This is a genomic window from Streptomyces sp. NPDC028308, assembly GCF_055565855.1.
Genome location: NZ_JBVHTO010000001.1, coordinates 576,129 through 594,968, shown reverse-complemented (window position 1 = coordinate 594,968; position 18,840 = coordinate 576,129). Strand labels below are relative to the sequence as shown.

Below are 18,840 nucleotides of genomic sequence, written 5' to 3'. Positions count from 1 at the left end.
GCCCGCCGCCCGGGGCTCAGAAGCCGAGCTTGCGCAGCTGCCGGGGGTCGCGCTGCCAGTCCTTGGCGACCTTGACGTGCAGGTCGAGGAAGACCGGCGTGCCCAGCAGGGCCTCGATCTGCTTGCGGGACTTGATGCCGACCTCCTTCAGGCGCTTGCCCTTCGGGCCGATGATGATGCCCTTCTGGCTGGGGCGCTCGATGTAGACGAAGGCGTGGATGTCGAGGAGGGGCTTGTCGGCGGGCCGGTCCTCGCGCGGCAGCATCTCCTCCACGACGACGGCGATGGAGTGCGGCAGCTCGTCGCGGACACCCTCCAGGGCGGCCTCGCGGATCAGCTCGGCCACCATGACCTGCTCGGGCTCGTCCGTGAGGTCGCCCTCGGGGTAGAGCGCGGGGCCCTCGGGGAGCAGCGGGATCAGCAGGTCGGCCAGCAGGTCGACCTGCTGGTCGGCGACGGCGGACACCGGCACGATCTCCGCCCACTCGAAGCCGAGCTCCTTGCCGAGCTGGTCGATCGCGATGAGCTGCTCGGCGAGGGTCTTGCTGTCCACGAGGTCGGTCTTCGTGACGATCGCGATCTTCGGCGTCTTCTTGATCGACGCCAGTTCCTTCGCGATGAAGCGGTCGCCGGGGCCCAGCTTCTCGTTCGCCGGCAGGCAGAAGCCGATCACGTCGACCTCGGCCCAGGTGGTGCGCACGACGTCGTTGAGCCGCTGGCCGAGCAGCGTGCGCGGCTTGTGCAGGCCGGGGGTGTCCACCAGGATCAGCTGGGCGTCCGGCCGGTGCACGATGCCGCGCACCGTGTGCCGCGTGGTCTGCGGCTGGTTGGCCGTGATCGCCACCTTCTGGCCGACCAGAGCATTCGTGAGGGTGGACTTGCCCGCGTTGGGGCGGCCCACGAAGCAGGCGAAGCCGGCGCGGTGTGTGGCCTCGGACGGCTCGGATGACTCGGTACGAACGCTCATGGCGCCCATTGTCCCTGATCGTCGGGCGGCCGCCGTACCAAGGGCGCACCCGTCCGTCCCGCCGGAATCCCGCGGCCGGTCCCGGGGTCCGCTCCGTGAGGTCCCGGAAACGCCCGCGCAACACGAAACACGCCGGAAACGTCCGTGTGCACAACACGAAACGCGGGCCGGTGACCCTCGGACGACGCCCCGCCCGCCGGACGCCGCCCGCACCGCTGGAGAGACCGTGACCCTGGCCGCCCCGCACCTCGACACCGGCGACACCGCCTGGCTGCTCGCCGCCACCGCGCTGGTCCTGCTGATGACACCGGGCCTCGCCCTGTTCTACGGCGGCATGGTCCGCACGAAGAGCGTCCTCAACATGCTGATGATGAGCTTCGTGTCGATCGCGCTGGTCACGGTGGTCTGGCTGGCCGCCGGGTACTCGCTCGCGTTCGGCGACGACACCTTCGGCGGGCTGGTCGGCGGCCTGGAGCACGCCGGGATGGCGGGCATCGGCCCGGACAGCCTCCAGGGCACGGTCCCCACCCTGCTCTTCGCGACCTTCCAGCTGACCTTCGCGGTCATCACGGCCGCGCTGATCAGCGGCGCGATCGCCGACCGGGCCAAGTTCGGGGCGTGGCTGGTCTTCGTACCGCTGTGGGCGCTGCTCGTATACGTTCCCGTCGCGCACTGGGTCTGGGGTCCGGGCGGCTGGATCCTGGACCGCCTCGGCGCCCTGGACTTCGCGGGCGGCCTCCCCGTCGAGATCACCTCGGGCGCCTCCGGACTCGCCCTGTGCCTGGTCCTCGGCCCGCGCATGGGCTTCAAGAAGGAGGCCATGCGGCCGCACAACCTGCCCATGGTGGTGCTGGGCGCCGGTCTGCTGTGGTTCGGCTGGTTCGGCTTCAACGCCGGTTCGGCGCTCGGTGCGAACGGCCTCGCCGCCGCCGCGTTCCTCAACACCCTCGCCGCCGGCTGCACCGGGCTGCTGGGCTGGCTCTTCGTGGAGCAGCGGCGCGACGGCCACCCCACGACACTGGGCGCCGCGTCCGGCGCGGTCGCCGGCCTCGTCGCGATCACCCCGTCCTGCGGCTCGGTCTCGCTGGTCGGCGCCCTGGCCGTCGGTCTCGCCGCGGGTGTCGTCTGCTCGTACGCGGTGGGCTGGAAGTTCCGGCTGAACTACGACGACTCGCTCGACGTGGTCGGCGTCCACCTCGTCGGCGGCGTCATCGGCACGGTCCTCATCGGCGTCTTCGCGACGGAGTCGATGACCAAGGGCGCCGAGGGGCTGCTCTACGGGGGTGGGCTCGGCCAGCTCGGTCGGCAGCTGGTCGCCGTCCTGGCCGTCGGGGCGTACGCCTTCGCGGTCACGTACGGGATCGGGAAGCTCATCGACAGGGTCATGGGCTTCCGGGCGGACGAGGAGCAGGAGCAGACCGGTCTGGACCTCACGGTGCACGCCGAGACCGCCTACGATCACGGGGTCCTGGGGCACGGCGCCCCGGTGTCCTCCTCCGCCACCCACGCCCAGAAGGTCAAGGCCCAGGCATGAAACTCATCACCGCGATCGTCAAGCCGTACCGCCTCGACGAGGTCAAGACGGCCCTGCAGGAACTCGGTGTGCACGGGATGACCGTCACGGAGGCGAGCGGGTACGGGCGTCAGCGCGGCCACACCGAGGTGTACCGCGGTGCCGAGTACCAGGTCGACCTGGTCCCGAAGGTGCGCATCGAGGTCGTCGTCGGGGACGCCGACGCGGACCCGGTCATCGACGCGATCGTGAAGGCGGCCCGGACCGGCAAGATCGGCGACGGCAAGGTCTGGTCGGTGCCGGTGGAGACGGTGGTCCGGGTCCGCACCGACGAGCGGGGCCCGGACGCCCTCTGACCGGGGCCGGTCAGCCCGTGGTGAGGGTGGCGCGCACGACGCCGTCGGCACCGGCGACCAGCACCGGCGTCCCGGGTCCCCCGAGGTCCCCCACCGCCGCCAGGTCGTCCGCGGACGCGCTCTCGGCGTCCGTCACCACGGCCGCCGCCTCCAGCGACTTCGCACCCGAGGCCACCGCCATCGCCACCGCGGTGCGCAGCGCGCTCAGCTTCAGGGAGTCCAGCGCGACGGTGCCGGCGACATAGGTGCGTCCGGTCTCGTCACGTACGGCGGCCCCCTCGGGCACGCCGTTGCGGGCCCGGGCCGAACGGGCCAGGGTGACGATCTTGCGGTCCTCGGGGTCGAGGGCGGGGGTCTCGGTCATACGAGGAGCTTATCGAGCCGCCGCGTCGTGCGGACACGGCCTAGGGACGGTCGAGCCGCAGCCGTTCGGCCCTCGGCAGACCGGCCACGACCAGGTCGTACGAGTCCTCGACCAGCTCCCTGACCAGGCGGTCGGGGAGCTCGCCGTCCACCGTCACGGTGTTCCAGTGCCGCTTGTTCATGTGGTACCCGGGGGCGATCAGCCCCGGGTACTCGCCGCGCAGCCGCACCGCGTCGTCCGGGTCGCACTTCAGGTTGACCTTCAGCGGGCGCCCGTCCAGGTTCGTCAGCGCGAAGAGCTTGCCCAGCACCTTGAAGACGGACGTGTCCGGGTTGAACGGGAAGTCCTCGACCGTCGCGTTGAACGACAGGCACAGGGCTCGCAGCTCCTGGGGCGTCACTCCGCCTTCGCCTCCTCGCGCGGCGCCTGGTCCGGCGTCACCGGCTCCACGAGCACCGTCACGATCTTGTTCCGGCGGCCCGCCGAGTCCTCCGCGGTCAGCCGCAGCTCCCGGCCGTCGGGCAGTTCCACCACGGCCGAGGCCCCCGCGATCGGCACCCGGCCGAGCGCCTTGGCCAGCAGACCGCCGACGGTCTCCACGTCCTCGTCGTCGTACGCCTCGAAGCCGTACAGCTCACCGAGGTCGCCGATGTCCAGCCGGGCCGTCACGCGGTAGCGGTCCTCGCCCAGCTCGTCCACCGGGGGCAGCTCGCGGTCGTACTCGTCGGTGATCTCGCCGACGATCTCCTCCAGGATGTCCTCGATGGTGACGATCCCGGCCGTGCCGCCGTACTCGTCGATGACGACGGCGACGTGGTTGCGCTCCTGCTGCATCTCGCGGAGCAGGTCGCCCGCGTTCTTGGTGTCGGGGACGAAGGCGGCGGGCCGCATCGCCGTGGACACCAGCTCGCTCTCCGCGTCCCGGCTGATGTGCGTCTTGCGCGCCAGGTCCTTCAGGTACACGATCCCGACGATGTCGTCCTCGCTCTCCCCGGTGACCGGGATGCGCGAGAAGCCGGAGCGCAGGGCGAGCGTCAGCGCCTGGCGGATGGTCTTGTAGCGCTCGATGACCACCAGGTCGGTGCGCGGCACCATCACCTCGCGGACGAGGGTGTCGCCCAGCTCGAAGACGGAGTGCACCATGCGGCGCTCCTCGTCCTCGATGAGGGACTCCTTCTCCGCGAGGTCGACGAGCGCGCGCAGCTCGGCCTCGGAGGCGAACGGGCCGCGCCGGAAGCCCTTGCCGGGGGTGAGGGCGTTGCCGATGAGGATCAGCAGCGGCGGGATCGGGCCCATGACCCGCGCGAGCGGCAGCAGGACGTAGGCCGCGGCGGTCGCCGTGTTCAGCGGGTGCTGGCGGCCGATCGTGCGCGGTGAGACGCCGACGGCGACATAGCTGACGAGGACCATCACGCCGATGGCGACCGCGAGGGCCTCCCAGGTCTCGTCGAACTCCTTCAGGCAGGCGTACGTGACGAGGGCGGCGGCCGCCATCTCGCAGGTGATGCGCACCAGCAGGGCGACGTTGAGATAGCGGGTCGGGTCGGCGGCGACCTGCGCGAGCTTGGCGCTGCCGCGCCGCCCGCCGCGTACGGCCTCCTCCGCGCGGAAGCTGGAGACGCGCGCGAGGCCCGCCTCCGCGCAGGCGGCGAGCCAGGCCACGACGACCAGCGCGATGGCGCCGATGACGAGCTGAGGGGTCATTTTTCCCGAACTCTGCTAGGAGACGGTCGGGGCCGGGGACGGGCCGGTCAGGCCCTTCTCCGCGCGCCAGCCGTCCACGATGGCCGCCTGCAGCCCGAACATCTCGGCCTTCTCGTCCGACTCCTCGTGGTCGTAGCCGAGGAGGTGCAGCACCCCGTGGACGGTGAGGAGCTGGAGCTCCTCGTCCATGGAGTGCTGCGTCGGGGCGTCCTTGCCCTGCCGCTCGGCGACCTCCGGGCAGAGCACGATGTCGCCGAGCAGGCCCTGCGGGGGCTCGTCGTCGTCCTTCGTCGGCGGACGCAGCTCGTCCATCGGGAAGGACATGACGTCCGTGGGGCCGGGCAGGTCCATCCACTGGATGTGCAGCTGCTCCATGGCGTCGGCGTCCACGGCGATCACCGAGAGCTCGGAGAGCGGGTGGATGCGCATCCGCGCGAGGGCGTAGCGGGCGATGTCGAGGATCGCCTGCTCGTCGACCTCGGTTCCGGACTCGTTGTTGACGTCGATCGACATGGTCGTGCTGGTCTACTTCCGCTTGTCCCGGGCGCCCTTGTGGGTGCCGTTCTCCGTACCGTTCTCGCTGTCGTACTTCTCGTACGCGTCGACGATACGGCCGACCAGCTTGTGCCGGACGACGTCGTGGGACGTCAGACGCGAGAAGTGGACGTCGTCGAGGCCCTCCAGGATGTCCTGGACCTGCCGCAGACCGGACTTCGTCCCGCTGGGGAGGTCGACCTGGGTGACGTCGCCCGTGATCACGATCTTCGATTCGAAGCCGAGGCGGGTGAGGAACATCTTCATCTGCTCGGGGCTGGTGTTCTGAGCCTCGTCCAGGATGATGAAGGCGTCATTCAAGGTCCTGCCGCGCATGTACGCCAGCGGGGCCACCTCGATCGTGCCCGCCGCCATCAGGCGGGGGATGGAGTCGGGGTCGAGCATGTCGTGCAGCGCGTCGTACAGGGGGCGCAGGTACGGGTCGATCTTCTCGTAGAGCGTGCCCGGCAGGAAGCCGAGGCGCTCGCCGGCCTCGACGGCCGGGCGGGTGAGGATGATGCGGTTGACCTGCTTGGACTGGAGCGCCTGGACCGCCTTGGCCATGGCCAGGTAGGTCTTGCCGGTGCCCGCGGGTCCGATGCCGAAGACGACGGTGTGCTTGTCGATGGCGTCGACGTAGCGCTTCTGGTTGAGCGTCTTGGGGCGGATGGTGCGCCCGCGCGAGGACAGGATGTTCTGTGTGAGCACCTCGGCCGGGGTCTCCTGGCCGTCGCCCTCCCCGTTCTCGCTCGCCCTGAGCATGGCGATCGAGCGTTCCACTGCGTCCTCCGTCATCGGCTGCCCCGTGCGGAGCACGAGCATCATCTCGTCGAACAGGCGCTGGACGAGCGCGACTTCACCGGCGTCGCCGACCGCACTGATCTCATTGCCCCGGACATGGATGTCGGCCGCCGGGAAGGCCTTCTCGATCACGCGCAGCAGCGCGTCCCCGGAGCCCAGCACGGTCACCATGGGGTGCGCGGCCGGAACGGTGAACTGCGCTCTCGCCTGCCCCTGTGCGGGGTCCTGCACTGTGGGTGTGTCAGTCATGGGCCGGCTCTGTAGGCCTTGCTCGTCCTCCTCGTACCGGGGCCGCTCGGCGTGGGCCGCCCTCGCACTGCCAAGGGTACGTCGGTGCACCGACAACGCCGTAGGGCTTTTCCACACCCGTCGCACCCGTGTCAGGCGGAGCGGCGGAAACCGATCGTGGGGACCGCCCGGCGCAGCGGCCAGGGCCTGCCCGCCTCGGGGACGAGTCCCTCCAGGAAGGCGTACCGGGCGAGCGCGGCGGGGTCCTGGTCGTCGACGGACTGGACGCGGCGCCACCAGGCGGCGATCTCGGACCAGCCGGGCGCCGAGAGGGAGCCGCCGAACTCCTGGACGGAGAGCGCGGCGGTCAGCCCGGCGAAGGCGAGCCGGTCGGCCAGCGGCCAGTCGGCGAGCGTGCCCGTGACGAACCCGGCGACGAAGACGTCACCGGCGCCGGTGGGGTCCAGGGCCTCGACGGCGATCGCCGGGACCACGGCGCTCTCGCCGGTCCGGCCGTCCACGGCGTACGCGCCCTCCGCGCCGAGGGTGACGACGGCGAGCGGCACGTGCTCGGCCAGGGCGTGCGCCGCCGCCCGCGGGCAGTCGGCGCCGGTGTAGCGCATGGCCTCCTCCGCGTTGGGCAGGAAGGCCTCGCAGTGTTCCAGGTCGGCGAGTCCCGCCAGGTCCCAACGGCCGGTGTCGTCCCAGCCGACGTCCGCGAAGACGCGGGTGCCGGCGGCCGCCGCCTCGGCGATCCAGGGCGCGCGGACGCCGGGCGTCAGGGAGGCGACGGCGGCACGCGCGCGGGGGGCGTGTTCGGGGGCGGGCTCCTCGGGGGGCGGCTCGTGCCCGTGGCTGACCATCGTCCGCTCGCCCTCGTAGGCCATCGACACGGTGACCGGGGAGTGCCAGCCCGGTACGGTGCGCGACGGCCCGAGGTCGATGCCCTCGCCCTGCTCCAGGGCGTCCCAGCAGTACTCCCCGTAGTGGTCGTCGCCGAAGGCCGCCGCGAGCGACGTGCGCAGTCCGAGCCGGGCGAGTGCCGTGGCCATGTTGGCGACGCCGCCGGGGCTCGACCCCATCCCGCGCGCCCAGGACTCGGTCCCGCGCACCGGGGCCGAGTCGAGCCCGGTGAAGACGATGTCGAGGAAGACGGGGCCCGTGAGGTAGACGTCGAACGGCGGATCGTGCGGGGTGCGCAGCCCGGCGAGCGGGTCGATCTGGGCCGGCCGGCGCGGTTCCTCTCCGTCGGGGTCGATCACGGTGGGCTCCCTGGCGTGGTGCGGATTCAGGCCAGTGTGCCACCCGCTCCGCCGGGGCCGGGGTTCACCGCCGGGGCGGGTGTGCCCGTGTCGGGCACCGGTTCCGGGCCCGCCGGGACGTGTCCGGAACCCCTCGCCCGGGACTACCAGCGCGGGACGGCGGGGGTCACCCACTGCGGGTCGGCGACGCGCATGGCGGCCGCGTCGTCGCGGTCGCGCAGCGTGCCGTCGTCGTCGAGCCAGCGCCGGTGCAGGAACTCCAGCCGGGAGCGGTCGAGTTCGACGCCGAGGCCGGGTGCGTCGGACACGGCGACGCGGCCGTTCTCGAAGGTCAGGCGCTCGGTGAGGACGTCCTCGGACTGCCAGGGGTAGTGGGTGTCGCAGGCGTGGTGGAGGTCGGGGACGGTCGACGCGACGTGGGTCATGGCCGCGAGAGAGATGCCCAGATGCGTGTTGGAGTGCATCGAGATCCCGACCCCGAAGGTGCGGCAGACGGCGGCCAGTTCACGGGTGTTGCGCAGACCGCCCCAGTAGTGGTGGTCGGACAGCACGACCCGCACGGCCCCCCGGGCGAAGGCCTCCGGGATCTCCGCGAAGGTGGTCACGCACATGTTGGTGGCCAGCGGCACGTCCGTCCCCGCCGCGACCTCGGCCATGGCGGGGGTGCCGAGAGCGGGGTCCTCCAGGTACTCCAGCACCTCCCCCAGCTCCCGCGCGACCCGCAGCGACGTGGCCACCGACCAGGCGCCGTTGGGGTCTAGCCGCAGCGGACGTCCCGGGAACGCCGCCGCCAGGGCGCGTACGGCGGCGATCTCCTCGTCGGGCGGGAAGACCCCGCCCTTGAGCTTGTAGGAGGTGAACCCGTACCGCTCGGTGAACCTCCGCGCCTGCTCGACGACTCCGGCCGGGTCGAGGGCGGCTCCCCAGTCGTCCTTCTCCCCCGCGACCCCTTCGGGATGGCCGGCCCACTTGTAGAACAGGTAGGCGCTGTACTCCACCGCGTCCCGCACCTTGCCGCCGAGCAGCGCGTGCACGGGCAGCCCGAGGCTCTTGCCGAGAGCGTCCAGGAAGGCCACCTCGAAGCCGGAGACGACGGACAGCCGCAGCTTGTCGGCGGTCTGCACCCCGCGCAGCCCGCCCACGTCGACCTGGTGGTCGATGTGCCCCCGGTCGACGGCGACCGCGTCGGCGGCGGCGAACAGGCCGTTCACATCCGTGACCGAGTGCCCCACCAGACGGTCGGCCAGGGGCTGGGCGAGTTCCAGGTACTTGCTGTCGCCGTACGTCTCCCCGATCCCCGTCACACCGCCCGCCGTTACGACCTCCACGATCAGCCGGGGCGTGTACGGCTGGTGCACCCCCTGGGTGTTGAGCAGGGGCGGGTCGGCGACCAGGATCGGGGTCAGCCGGACCTCGGTGACGGTCAGGTCGCGGGTCACAGGGCGGCTCCTACGGGGGTGAGGCCGGACGCGAGGGCGAGCCCGGCGGCGAGCAGCGCCTCCAGGTCGGCGAGGTCGGCCGGCGAGGGTTCGGTGAGCGGGGCACGTACGGGGCCGACGGGGCGGCCGCGCAGCCGGGCCGCGGCCTTCACGAGCGAGACGGCGTAGCCGGTTCCGCGGTCCCGCAGTTCCACGAACGGGACGTAGAACTCGCGCAGCAGCTGGTCCATCACGGCGTCGTCGCCGCGCCGGTGGGCGGCGAAGAAGGCGCCGGCGATCTCGGGGGCGAAGGCGTGCACCGCCGACGAGTACGCGGGTACGCCGACCGTCGCGTAGGCGCGGGCCTGGATCTCCGCGGTGGCGGCGCCGTTGAAGAACAGGAAGCCCTCGGGCGCGGCCAGTGTGAGCCGCTGGAGCCGGTCGAGGTCGCTGTGCCCGTCCTTGAGGCCGACCACTCCCGGGATGCGGGCGACGCGCCGCAGGGCGCCGGGAGTGAAGGCGACCTGGCCGCGCTGATAGGCGATGAGCGGCAGCCGGGTGCGCGCGGCCAACTGCTCCAACTGCGCGACGAGCCCGTCCTGCGGGGCGGCGACGAGGTAGTGCGGCAGGACGAGCAGGGCGTCGGCGCCGGCGTCCTCGGCGACTCGGGCGAACCGGGCCGCCTGTGCCCAGCCGTAGCCGGTGCCCGCGACGACGGGGACGCGGCCCGCCGTCACCTCCACCGCCGCGGTGACGACCTGGCGGTACTCGTCCTCGTCCAGGGAGAAGAACTCGCCGGTGCCGCAGGCCGGGAAGACGGCGCCGGGACCGGTGGCCAGCTGGGTCTCCAGGTGCGTGCGAAAGCCGTCGAGGTCGAGGGAGCCGTCGGCGTGAAAGCTCGTCAGCGGGAACGACAGCACGCCCCGGGCCATGCCGCTCCGGAGCCTGCCGACGGCTCCGGACTCTGAGTCCGTACGCATGTCATCTCCATATGTAGACGCTATACACGTATGAAAATGGAGCGTAGGCCACACCGCCACCCCGAGCAAGGGGCCCCCATCGACGTGGCCCCACTCCCCCACGAACACGGCACCCCGCAATGCAGTTGGCGTCGAGGTGAGTCGGCGAACCCGGCGCCAATGGGGAGCCCCCCGGGTGGGCCCACTCCCCCACGTACATCCAGCACCCGGCGCCACAGCTGAGGCCAAGGCGGGTCGGCGAACCCGGCGCCAACGGGGAGCCGCCTGCGCCCACTCTCGGCTCCGCTCGAGCGGGGGGACCCCCATCGCCCCGAGCGGCACGCATGCCCGCAGCTAGAGCGGACGGACGGACCGCCGCCCCCGGCCAGGGTGGGCGCCGCCCGCCGGCCCGCACCGGAGCCACCGGGCCCGCGCCCCCGCGGCTCAGCCCCCACGGCCCGCAGTCGCCCTGCGACCGAAGGGGCCGTGCCGGTACATCAAATGGCCGTCGAGACGGGGACGTACGCAACCGAGGAACGCTGGTAACGGACGCCCACAACAACTACCGACGGCCCGATGTACCGGCACGGACCCGACCCACCCATCGGACCCACTGCGCACCGACGCCCACCAGCGCAAACAAGCGCGACTACCCGACCTGGCCCACCGCAAACGCGACGTGGCCCAGATCACACCGGACCGCCTTCTTCCGGGGCCCGCCGCCTTGATACAAATTGCCCGCGCGTTCCTGTCCATCGACAGCCGCCCAACCCCCTCATTGAGCCGCTCCTTTCGCATGCCCTGGGAACGCCCGTGTCCGCCCGCACCACCCCTCCCTGGCCCCTCGTCGCCCTTTTCACGGCGGGCTACCTCGCCCCCTACCTCCTCCCGACGACCGTCGGCCGACTGGACGCGGGGCTCCCCCTCTCCGCCACCCAGGCCGGTTCCATCGGCAGCGCCCTGCTGCTGAGTTCGGCCGCGGCGGGCTTCGTCCTCGCCTCGCGCGTGGACCGCCTCGGCCCCCGCAGAGTCGCCCGCGCCGGCCTCCTCCTCGCCGCCGTCGGTTACGGCACCGCCGCCCTGACGACCACCGTCCCCGTGGTGGTCGCCGGCGCACTGGCCGGCGGCTTCGGCTCCGGCACCGCCACCACCGTCGCCGCGACCGGCATCGCCGCCCAGCGCGACCCCCACCGCGCCTCCACGCTGGGCCTGCTCGGCGTCTCCGCGCTCGCCGGGGCGGTGTACCTGACGGTCCCCCACCTGGGCCCGGGCCACGGCTTCCCGCTGCTGGCGATCGCCCTGGTCGCCCTGCTGGTCTGGCCCGCGACCAACCGCCTGAACACGAACGCGCCCGCCGGCACCAACGGCACCACCGCCACGGCGACGGCGACGGCGACGGCGACGGCACGGACGTCGGCCCACCGCCCCTACCCGAGGGCGGGCCTCGTCCTGGCCGGAACCATGCTCCTGTGGTCGCTCGCCCAGAACTCCCTGTGGGGCGTGAGCGGCCGCATCGGCACCGCCCAGGCGGGCCTGAGCGAGGTCACCGTAGGCGCGGTCTTCGCGATCGCGCTCGGCGCGGGCCTGCTCGGCGTGATCGGCGCGGGCGCCCTGGGCCCGCGCCTCGGCCGGGCGCTGCCGATCGGCGCGGGCACGGCGGTGATCGCGTGCTGCATCGCGGTCAGCGCGGCGGCCGACGACCTGACGTCCTTCGCGGCGGGCGAGATCGCGTGGAACACGGTCTACCCGATCGTGCTGTCGTACCTGATCGGCCTGGCCGCGACGATGGACCCGCGGGGCCGGTGGGCGGTCCTGGTCGGCTCGGCGTCCTCGCTCGGCACGGCGTGCGGCCCGCTCGCGGGCAGTCTGCTGTCGGCGTCGGCGGGCTATCCGGCTATGGGCCGGGTCCTCGCGCTCGGTCTGCTCGTCATCGCCGCCCCGATGACGGCCGTCGCCCTGCACACGAGCGGCCGCCGCATCCTCCCGAGCACGGTCCTGCGCACGCACGCGGCCCGCGCCCTCACCACCCGCACACCCGCGGGCCGTGCACGCACCCCCCACACAGTCGCAGTCCGCACGCACCCCGCTCCCGAGCACCCGGTCGTGGAGATCGCGCTGGACGGCATCCCGGCCCAGCGCACGGCGTACGACACGGCGGGCCCGAGGCAGGCGGCCGCCCCGGGCCCCGGCCCGGGCTGACCCCGCCGGAGAGGGGCCTACTCGGCCCCGGCCGCCGCGGGCCCGAACTCGTAGGCGTCGACCTCGGCGAGGTACCGGGCCCGCCGCTCCTCGTCGTGGTCGAGGAACGCGGCCTCGAAGGAGTTGCGGGCGAGCTCCCGCAGCCGCTCGTGACCGAGGCCGAGCGCCTCGTGCACGGCGCCAAAGGTGTCGCCGACGTAGCCGCCGAAGTAGGCGGGGTCGTCGGAGTTGACGGTGCACAGCAGCCCGGCGTCCATCATGGCGGGCAGCGGGTGGTGCGCCAGGACGTCCACGGCGCGCAGCCGTACGTTGGACAGCGGGCACAGCGTCAGCGGCACCCGCTCCCGGACCAGCCGCTCGACGAGCGCCTCGTCCTCCATGCAGCGCAGCCCGTGGTCGACGCGCTCCACGCCGAGCACGTCGAGCGCCTCGGTGATGTAGGCGGGCGGCCCCTCCTCGCCCGCGTGCGCGACGCGCCGCAGCCCGAGCTCGGCGGCGGCCTCGTACACCTCGCGGAACTTGGCCGGCGGATGCCCCACCTCGGCGGAGTCGAGGCCGACGCCGACGATCCGGTCGAGGTAGGGCCGGGCGGCGTCCAGGGTCTTCAGCGCGGACTCGGCGGACTCGTCGCGCAGGAAGCACATGATCAGCTGGGTGGAGACGCCGTGGGTCTCCTCGCTGCGGCCGAGGGCGAGGGACAGACCCCGGACGACCGTCCCCATGTCGACGCCGCGGGCGATGTGGGCCTGCGGGTCGAAGAAGATCTCGGCGTGCCGTACGCCCTGGGCGGCGGCGCGGGCGAGGTAGGCGTCGGCCAGGTCGGCGAAGTCCTGTTCGGTCCGCAGGACGGCCATGAGCCCGTAGTACAGGTTCAGGAACGACTGGAGGTCGTCGAAGAGGTACGCCTTGCGGAGCTCCTCGGTGTCGGCGTAGGGCAGCGTGACGCCGTTGCGCGCGGCGAGCGTGAAGGCGAGTTCGGGCTCCAGGGTGCCTTCGATGTGCAGGTGCAGTTCGGCTTTGGGGAGGGGCATCGAAACATCGTACGAAACGAACCCCGCACATCCACACGAACCCGACCCCGCACCCCACTCGCGCACCGCGCCGCGCCGCCGCGCCCCGGCCGGGGCCCCCGCCCCGGCCTACCCCCGCTTCGGCAGCGGCACCCTGATCAGGTCGTGGGCCACGGTCAGCTCGCCCTCGAAGCCGGCGGCGCGGGCCTGCCGTTCGAACTCGGCGGGCTCGGAGTACCGCTGGCTGAAGTGCGTGAGCACGAGATGCCGTACGCCCGCGTCCGCGGCGACCCGTCCGGCCTGACCGGCCGTCAGATGGCCGTGGTCGAGGGCGAGTCGCTCGTCCTCGTCGAGAAACGTGGACTCGATGACCAGCATGTCGCAGCCCTCGGCGAGCGCGTGCACGCCGTCGCAGAGCCGGGTGTCCATGACGAACGCGAACCGCTGCCCGCGCCGCACCTCGCTGACCTCGTCGAGGGTGACCCCGCCGACCGAGCCCTCGCGTTGCAGGCGCCCGACGTCCGGGCCCCTGATCCCGCGTTCGGCGAGGAGTGCGGGCAGCATGCGGCGGCCGTCGGGCTCGACCAGCCGGTAGCCGTAGGACTCCACGGGATGGGAGAGCAGCCGGGCCTCCAGGGTGTAGGAGGCGCCGGTGGCGAGCACCCCGTCGGTGTCGACGGGGGCCTCGGTCAGCGCGACGGTCTCGCGGTACGCGGTGGCGTACCGCAGCCGGTCGAAGAACCGCTGTCCGGAACGCGGATAGTGCGCGGTCACCTCGTGCGGCACCCGGTCGAGGTTGATCCGCTGGATGACACCGGCGAGCCCGAGCGAGTGGTCGCCGTGGAAGTGCGTGACGCAGATCCGGTGCAGGTCGTGCGCGGCGACCCCGGCGCGCAGCATCTGCCGCTGGGTGCCCTCGCCGGGGTCGAAGAGCAGGCCCTCGCCGTCCCAGCGCAGCAGGTAGCCGTTGTGGTTGCGGTGCCGGGTCGGGACCTGACTGGCGGTGCCGAGGACCACCAGTTCGCGTACGGACAAAGCGGGGTGCCGTCCTTACCCGGGAGGCCACTGCAGGCCGCGTCCGCCCAGGACGTGGGCGTGCGCGTGGAAGACGGTCTGGCCTGCGCCGCTGCCGGTGTTGAAGACGATCCGGTAGCTGTCCAGGCCCTCTTGGACGGCGACCTGGCCGGCCTCGCGCAACACGTCGGCGGCGAGCGCCGGTTCGGCCGCGGCGAGCGCCGCCGCGTCGGCGTGGTGGGCCCGGGGGATGACCAGGACGTGCGTCGGCGCCTGCGGGTTTATGTCGCGGAAGGCGAGGGTGGTCTCCGTCTCCCGTACCACGGTCGCCGGGATCTGCCCCGCGACGATCTTGCAGAACAGGCAGTCGTCCTGCGGTTCTCCCGACATGCGTGTGCCTCCTCGCGCGCGTTGATCACTTCTCGTCGGCATCGTATCGGCCCGCCGGGCCCGGGCCCCCGCCCTCCGGCGGACCTCGACCGGCGCCCGAGTCCCGCCCCGGGGCCGGTGAGGTCCGCGCGGATCAGAGTCCGGGCAGGGTGGGCGCGGTCTTCGCCGGGTTCTCGGCGAGCGCGGCCAGCGCGATACGGATCGCCTCGTCGAGCTGGACGTCGCGGCCGGCGGCGTGGTCCTGGGGTGCCTGGACGACCTCGACGTCGGGGTCGACGCCGTGGTTCTCCACGGCCCACTCGTGGCCCTCCAGCCAGATCGCGTACTTGGGCTGGGTGACGAGGGTCCCGTCGACGAGCCGGTAGCGGCTGTCGATGCCGACCACGCCGCCCCAGGTCCGGGTGCCGACCACGGGGCCGATGCCGAGGGCCTTGATGGCGGCGTTGACGATGTCGCCGTCCGAGCCGGAGAACTCGTTGGCGACGGCGACTACGGGCCCGCGCGGCGCGTCCTCGGGGTAGCTGAAGGGGCGCATGCCGCGGGGCACGTCCCAGCCGACGATGCGGCGGGCGAGCTTCTCGACGACCAGCTGGGAGGTGTGACCGCCGCGGTTCTCGCGGACGTCCACGACGAGTCCGTCGCGGGCCACCTCGATGCGCAGGTCCCGGTGGATCTGGGCCCAGCCGGGCGCCTGCATGTCCGGTACGTGGAGATAACCGAGGCGCCCGCCGGACTTCTCGTGGACGTAGGCCCGGCGGTCCGCGACCCAGGCGTGGTAGCGCAGCGGTTCCTCGTTGTCGGTGGGGACGACCACGGCGTGCCGCAGGTCGCCGCCGCCGGACGGGGAGACGGTCAGCTCGACGGGCCTGCCCGCGGTGCCGACGAGGAGCGGTCCGGGTCCGGTCACCGGGTCGACCGGGCGCCCGCCGACCGCGACGACGGCGTCGCCGGCGCGGACGGCGACCCCCGGTGCGGCGAGGGGGGCCTGCGCGTCGGGGTCGGAGGTCTCCGAGGGGAGGATCCGGTCGATGCGCCAACTGCCGTCCTCGTGACGGGAGATGTCCGCTCCGAGCAGCCCTTGGGCGTGGGAGCCGCCGCGTCCGCCGCGCGGGGTGACGTAGGCGTGCGAGGTGCCGAGTTCGCCCTGCACCTCCCAGAGGAGGTCCACCAGGTCGTCGTGGGTGGCGACGCGCTCCAGGACGGGCCGGTACTTGTCGAGGACACCGTCCCAGTCGACTCCGCCGAGGTCGGGCCGCCAGAAGTTGTCCCGCATGAGGCGGCCCGTCTCCTCGTACATCTGCCGCCACTCGGCGGCCGGGTCCACGCTCTGGTGAACGCGGGAGAGGTCGACGGTGATGTTGCTGTCGCTGTCGTCGTCGCCGGAGGCGCGGCGGTCGCTGGGTACGACCTTGAGCTTGCCGTCGGTCCACAGCAGGACCCGCTTGCCGTCGCCGCTGACGGCGAAGTGGTCGGCGTCGGCGGCGAGATGCTCGATGCGCTGCTGGACGAGGTCGTAGCGCTCCAGCTCGGTCCTCGGGTCCGGGTCGTCCGGGGTGGCGCGGGACGAACCGAGGACCCCGCGCACCGGGTGGCGCAGCCACAGCAGGCCGTCCTTGGCGGCCCGCAGCCCGGAGTAGCGGGCGGCCTCGACGGGGAACGCCACGATGCGGTCGCCGAGTCCGTCGAGGTCGATACGGGTGGTCGGGGTGCCCTCGCTGTCGGGAGTCTCGTCCTTGTCGGGGGCCTCGAAGGGGCGGCCGTGGCGCTGCGGTCCGAACGGCGAGGGGGTGGTCGCGGCCAGCGTGATGAGGTGGGGCCGCGAGCCGCCGACGAAGGCGAGGTCGAAGACGTGCTCGTCGTAGACGGGGTCGAAGGAACGCGCCGACAGGAAGGCGAGGTGCTTGCCGTCGAGGGTGAACGCCGGTGCGTAGTCCCGGAAGCGCAGCGGGGTCGCCTCGGTCACCGACAGGTCGGCGGTGTTGGCGAGCTTGAGCTGGCGCAGCGGGCGCGGGCCGGGGTGCGACCAGGCGAGCCAGGCGGAGTCGGGCGAGAAGACGAGGCCGGAGACCTCGCCGTCCTCGCTGCGGTCGACCTCCCGGACCTCGCCGGTCTCCCGCTCGACGAGCAGGACGCGCCCGTCGTGCGTGGCGACGGCGGCGCGGCTGCCGTCGGGTGCCATGGCGAGCCCGAGGACCCGGCCGAGCTGTCCGGCGGCGAGCCGGCGCGGGGTGGCGCCGGGGGCGACACCGGTGGCGGGCGCGAACTCCAGGGCGTCGTCGCCCTCGGCGTCGGTCACCCACACCACGTACTCCTCGCCGTCGGCGCGGAAGGTGCGGGGCAGCCGGGCGCGTACGCCGGGCTCGGCGGCGAGCGCGCGGGCCGGGCCCGCGCGGTGGGTGACCCAGTGGACGGCGCCGCGCACGGAGATCGCGCTGCCGCGGCCGGTGTGGTCGGGCGCGCCCGCGCCGAACCAGCGGGCGGCGCTGACGGGATGGGGCTGGAGGTCGACGCGCTGGCCGCCGAGCCGGACGTCCAGCCGGCGCGGTTCGGCGCCGTCCAGGTCGTCGAGGAGCCACAGTTCACCGGCGGAGGCGTAGACGACCCGGGTGCCGTCGGTGGCGGCGTGGCGGGCGTAGAAGGCGTCGACTCCCGTGTGCCGGCGCAGGTCGGAACCGTCGGCGAGGGAGGAGTACACGGCGCCGACGCCCTCGTGGTCGGAGAGGAACGCGACGCGCTGGCCCACCCACATCGGGTATTCGATGTTCCCGTCGAGGTCCTCGTGCAGCCGGACGAACTCGCCCTCGCCCTCGCGGTCGATCCACAGCTTGCCCGCCGTGCCGCCGCGGTAGCGCTTCCACCAGGCGGCCTCGCGGCCCATGGGCGCGGACAGCAGCACGGTGCCGGGGCCGCCGTGGGCGACGTCGCCGACGGGCCCGTACGGCAGGGTGTCCGCGGGGCCGCCGTCGAGCGGGACGGCACGGGCCCAGCTGCGCCGCAAGGAGGCCTGGCCGACCGTGCTGAGGGCGAGGACGCGTCCTTCCGGGGTCCAGCCGCGGACCTGGGTCCGCCCGCTCCCCCAGTAGGTCAGCCGCTTGGCGGGGCCGCCGTCGAGGGGGGCGGCGTGCACCTCGGGGGCGCCGTCGCGGGTGGAGGTCCAGGCGACGGTGGTGCCGTCCGGGGAGATGCGCGGATGGTTCACCGGGACGTTGTCGGCGCTGACCCGCCAGGCGCGGCCGGCGCCGTCGAGCGGGGCGGCCCAGACGTCGTCCTCGGCCGTGAAGACGACGAGGTCGCCGTGCAGGTGCGGGAACCGGAGATATGCGGGGGGTACGGACTGTGTCACCCGGTCACCCTATGCAGCGCCCGGCCGCCCGGACAGGGGTTTGGATCACTTGGTGCCCCCGCGCCCGCGCCTCACTTGCCCTCGACGGGACGGCAGGACGGGTAGTTCTCGCACCAGATGGTCTGCGTCTCGGTGACCGTGACGGTCGCCCCGGGCCGCTGCGGATCGTAGGAGACGGGCGGGGTGCCGGCGGCGTCGCAGTTGCCGAGCACGCTGAGGTGGAAGCGCCGCTTGCCGCCCACCTTGGCGGTGAGGTCGCCGCGTACGCACTTGCCGTTGACCTCGCGGGTGACCTCGCCGTTGATGGTGATGTCCTGCCCGTTCTTCGTCTCGCCCTGGCAGTCGACGTCCGCCACGGTCCGTACGGTGGGCGACTGCGACTTCCCGGGCGTGGACACCTTGTCGCGGTCGCCGTAGTTCGCGCTGCAGCTCAGCCACTGCACGTCGACGCCCCGCCGCTCCAGCTCCCTGGTGCCCGCCTGGTCCGTCGTGTACGCGACCGACGCGGAGTTCAGCCCGTCACCCGGTTCGCACGCGGCCACGCCGAACACGGCGACCGCGCCCAGCGCGGCCAGTGCGTACAGCCTCCCGCGACCCGTCCGCCGCCTTGAATGCCTCAAAACCCCCATGGAGGGCAGCGTGCCACCGTCCCGGGCCCGGCGGTAGACCGCATGCGGCCAGTGTGACCGCCGACTTCGCGGTGCCGGCCGCTTCCGCGCGGCTGCGCGAAGTCGCCCCCGGGAACCGCGAGTTCCGGTGCGACCTGCGGGAACGACGG

17 protein-coding genes are annotated in these 18,840 nt (G+C 73.0%); 3 read left to right on the top strand and 14 right to left on the bottom strand.

Features of this window, described 5'->3' with window-relative positions:
• Window positions 1–16: 16 nt before the first annotated feature.
• A complete protein-coding gene (era, locus tag ACZ4VA_RS02465; RefSeq protein WP_356168756.1) occupies window positions 17–976 on the bottom strand; it encodes a GTPase Era in 960 nt (319 codons plus the stop codon).
• Between the two features lie 217 nt (window positions 977–1,193).
• On the opposite strand from era, the gene ACZ4VA_RS02460 reads away from it, so the two are divergent.
• Window positions 1,194–2,501 carry an ammonium transporter gene (locus tag ACZ4VA_RS02460; protein ID WP_356168759.1) on the top strand — a complete coding sequence of 436 codons (1,308 nt, stop codon included), beginning with the start codon at window positions 1,194–1,196 and terminating at the stop codon, window positions 2,499–2,501.
• Entirely contained in the window at window positions 2,498–2,836 is a 339-nt protein-coding gene (locus ACZ4VA_RS02455) for a P-II family nitrogen regulator (RefSeq protein WP_355794003.1), read from the top strand. The genes ACZ4VA_RS02460 and ACZ4VA_RS02455 overlap by 4 nt, the downstream gene beginning before the upstream one ends.
• Window positions 2,837–2,846: 10 nt before the next feature.
• Here the strand turns inward: ACZ4VA_RS02455 and ACZ4VA_RS02450 are convergent, their stop codons facing one another.
• The 8 genes from ACZ4VA_RS02450 to ACZ4VA_RS02415 form a co-directional block, all read right to left on the bottom strand.
• Window positions 2,847–3,200, bottom strand: a complete 354-nt coding sequence (locus tag ACZ4VA_RS02450) for a cytidine deaminase (RefSeq protein WP_356237734.1) — start codon at window positions 3,198–3,200, stop codon at window positions 2,847–2,849.
• 40 nt (window positions 3,201–3,240) lie between these two features.
• Window positions 3,241–3,600 (bottom strand): MmcQ/YjbR family DNA-binding protein, encoded by a 360-nt coding sequence (locus ACZ4VA_RS02445; protein ID WP_356168765.1) that lies wholly within the window; start codon window positions 3,598–3,600, stop codon window positions 3,241–3,243.
• Window positions 3,597–4,904 (bottom strand): hemolysin family protein, encoded by a 1,308-nt coding sequence (locus ACZ4VA_RS02440; protein WP_355788362.1) that lies wholly within the window; start codon window positions 4,902–4,904, stop codon window positions 3,597–3,599. Before ACZ4VA_RS02440 ends, ACZ4VA_RS02445 begins: the two co-directional genes overlap by 4 nt.
• A 15-nt stretch (window positions 4,905–4,919) precedes the next feature.
• Complete coding sequence (ybeY, locus tag ACZ4VA_RS02435; RefSeq protein ID WP_468079351.1) at window positions 4,920–5,417, bottom strand: rRNA maturation RNase YbeY; 498 nt, start codon at window positions 5,415–5,417, stop codon at window positions 4,920–4,922.
• A 12-nt stretch (window positions 5,418–5,429) separates the two neighbouring features.
• Window positions 5,430–6,488: a PhoH family protein gene (locus ACZ4VA_RS02430; RefSeq protein WP_355788368.1), complete on the bottom strand. Its 1,059-nt coding sequence runs from the start codon at window positions 6,486–6,488 to the stop codon at window positions 5,430–5,432.
• Between the two features lie 131 nt (window positions 6,489–6,619).
• Window positions 6,620–7,729 carry a carbohydrate kinase family protein gene (locus ACZ4VA_RS02425; RefSeq protein ID WP_356168773.1) on the bottom strand — a complete coding sequence of 370 codons (1,110 nt, stop codon included), beginning with the start codon at window positions 7,727–7,729 and terminating at the stop codon, window positions 6,620–6,622.
• A gap of 143 nt (window positions 7,730–7,872) precedes the next feature.
• The gene (locus tag ACZ4VA_RS02420; RefSeq protein WP_468079348.1) at window positions 7,873–9,168 is read right to left on the bottom strand and encodes a glucarate dehydratase family protein; all 1,296 of its coding nucleotides are present in this window, start codon (window positions 9,166–9,168) and stop codon (window positions 7,873–7,875) included.
• Window positions 9,165–10,127 carry a 5-dehydro-4-deoxyglucarate dehydratase gene (locus tag ACZ4VA_RS02415; protein ID WP_468079346.1) on the bottom strand — a complete coding sequence of 321 codons (963 nt, stop codon included), beginning with the start codon at window positions 10,125–10,127 and terminating at the stop codon, window positions 9,165–9,167. The genes ACZ4VA_RS02420 and ACZ4VA_RS02415 overlap by 4 nt, the downstream gene beginning before the upstream one ends.
• Before the next feature lie 792 nt (window positions 10,128–10,919).
• Between ACZ4VA_RS02415 and ACZ4VA_RS02410 the strand changes: the two genes are divergently transcribed.
• On the top strand, window positions 10,920–12,305 hold the full coding sequence (locus ACZ4VA_RS02410; RefSeq protein ID WP_468079344.1) for an MFS transporter: 1,386 nt from the start codon (window positions 10,920–10,922) through the stop codon (window positions 12,303–12,305).
• A 17-nt stretch (window positions 12,306–12,322) separates the two neighbouring features.
• Here the strand turns inward: ACZ4VA_RS02410 and ACZ4VA_RS02405 are convergent, their stop codons facing one another.
• The 5 genes from ACZ4VA_RS02405 to ACZ4VA_RS02385 all read right to left on the bottom strand — a co-directional run bounded on the left by ACZ4VA_RS02405 (window position 12,323) and on the right by ACZ4VA_RS02385 (window position 18,691).
• Window positions 12,323–13,336, bottom strand: coding sequence for an adenosine deaminase (locus ACZ4VA_RS02405; protein WP_468079342.1), 1,014 nt, complete (start codon window positions 13,334–13,336; stop codon window positions 12,323–12,325).
• A 108-nt stretch (window positions 13,337–13,444) separates the two neighbouring features.
• Window positions 13,445–14,350, bottom strand: coding sequence for a ribonuclease Z (locus ACZ4VA_RS02400; RefSeq protein ID WP_356168784.1), 906 nt, complete (start codon window positions 14,348–14,350; stop codon window positions 13,445–13,447).
• A 15-nt stretch (window positions 14,351–14,365) separates the two neighbouring features.
• Window positions 14,366–14,719, bottom strand: coding sequence for a histidine triad nucleotide-binding protein (locus ACZ4VA_RS02395; protein ID WP_355793333.1), 354 nt, complete (start codon window positions 14,717–14,719; stop codon window positions 14,366–14,368).
• A 133-nt stretch (window positions 14,720–14,852) separates the two neighbouring features.
• Complete coding sequence (locus tag ACZ4VA_RS02390; protein WP_356168787.1) at window positions 14,853–18,062, bottom strand: S41 family peptidase; 3,210 nt, start codon at window positions 18,060–18,062, stop codon at window positions 14,853–14,855.
• A 71-nt stretch (window positions 18,063–18,133) separates the two neighbouring features.
• Window positions 18,134–18,691: a hypothetical protein gene (locus ACZ4VA_RS02385; RefSeq protein WP_468079339.1), complete on the bottom strand. Its 558-nt coding sequence runs from the start codon at window positions 18,689–18,691 to the stop codon at window positions 18,134–18,136.
• Window positions 18,692–18,840: the final 149 nt, after the last annotated feature.

What these genes read in the sequence shown, in the direction of transcription:
- ACZ4VA_RS02440 (WP_355788362.1), bottom strand. Translation starts at nt 4,904, where the DNA reads ATGACCCCTCAGCTCGTCATCGGCGCCATCGCGCTGGTCGTCGTGGCC.
- ACZ4VA_RS02430 (WP_355788368.1), bottom strand. Translation starts at nt 6,488, where the DNA reads ATGACTGACACACCCACAGTGCAGGACCCCGCACAGGGGCAGGCGAGA.
- ACZ4VA_RS02455 (WP_355794003.1), top strand. Translation starts at nt 2,498, where the DNA reads ATGAAACTCATCACCGCGATCGTCAAGCCGTACCGCCTCGACGAGGTC.
- ACZ4VA_RS02450 (WP_356237734.1), bottom strand. Translation starts at nt 3,200, where the DNA reads ATGACCGAGACCCCCGCCCTCGACCCCGAGGACCGCAAGATCGTCACC.
- era (WP_356168756.1), bottom strand. Translation starts at nt 976, where the DNA reads ATGGGCGCCATGAGCGTTCGTACCGAGTCATCCGAGCCGTCCGAGGCC.
- ybeY (WP_468079351.1), bottom strand. Translation starts at nt 5,417, where the DNA reads ATGTCGATCGACGTCAACAACGAGTCCGGAACCGAGGTCGACGAGCAG.
- ACZ4VA_RS02415 (WP_468079346.1), bottom strand. Translation starts at nt 10,127, where the DNA reads ATGCGTACGGACTCAGAGTCCGGAGCCGTCGGCAGGCTCCGGAGCGGC.
- ACZ4VA_RS02405 (WP_468079342.1), bottom strand. Translation starts at nt 13,336, where the DNA reads ATGCCCCTCCCCAAAGCCGAACTGCACCTGCACATCGAAGGCACCCTG.
- ACZ4VA_RS02385 (WP_468079339.1), bottom strand. Translation starts at nt 18,691, where the DNA reads ATGGGGGTTTTGAGGCATTCAAGGCGGCGGACGGGTCGCGGGAGGCTG.
- ACZ4VA_RS02395 (WP_355793333.1), bottom strand. Translation starts at nt 14,719, where the DNA reads ATGTCGGGAGAACCGCAGGACGACTGCCTGTTCTGCAAGATCGTCGCG.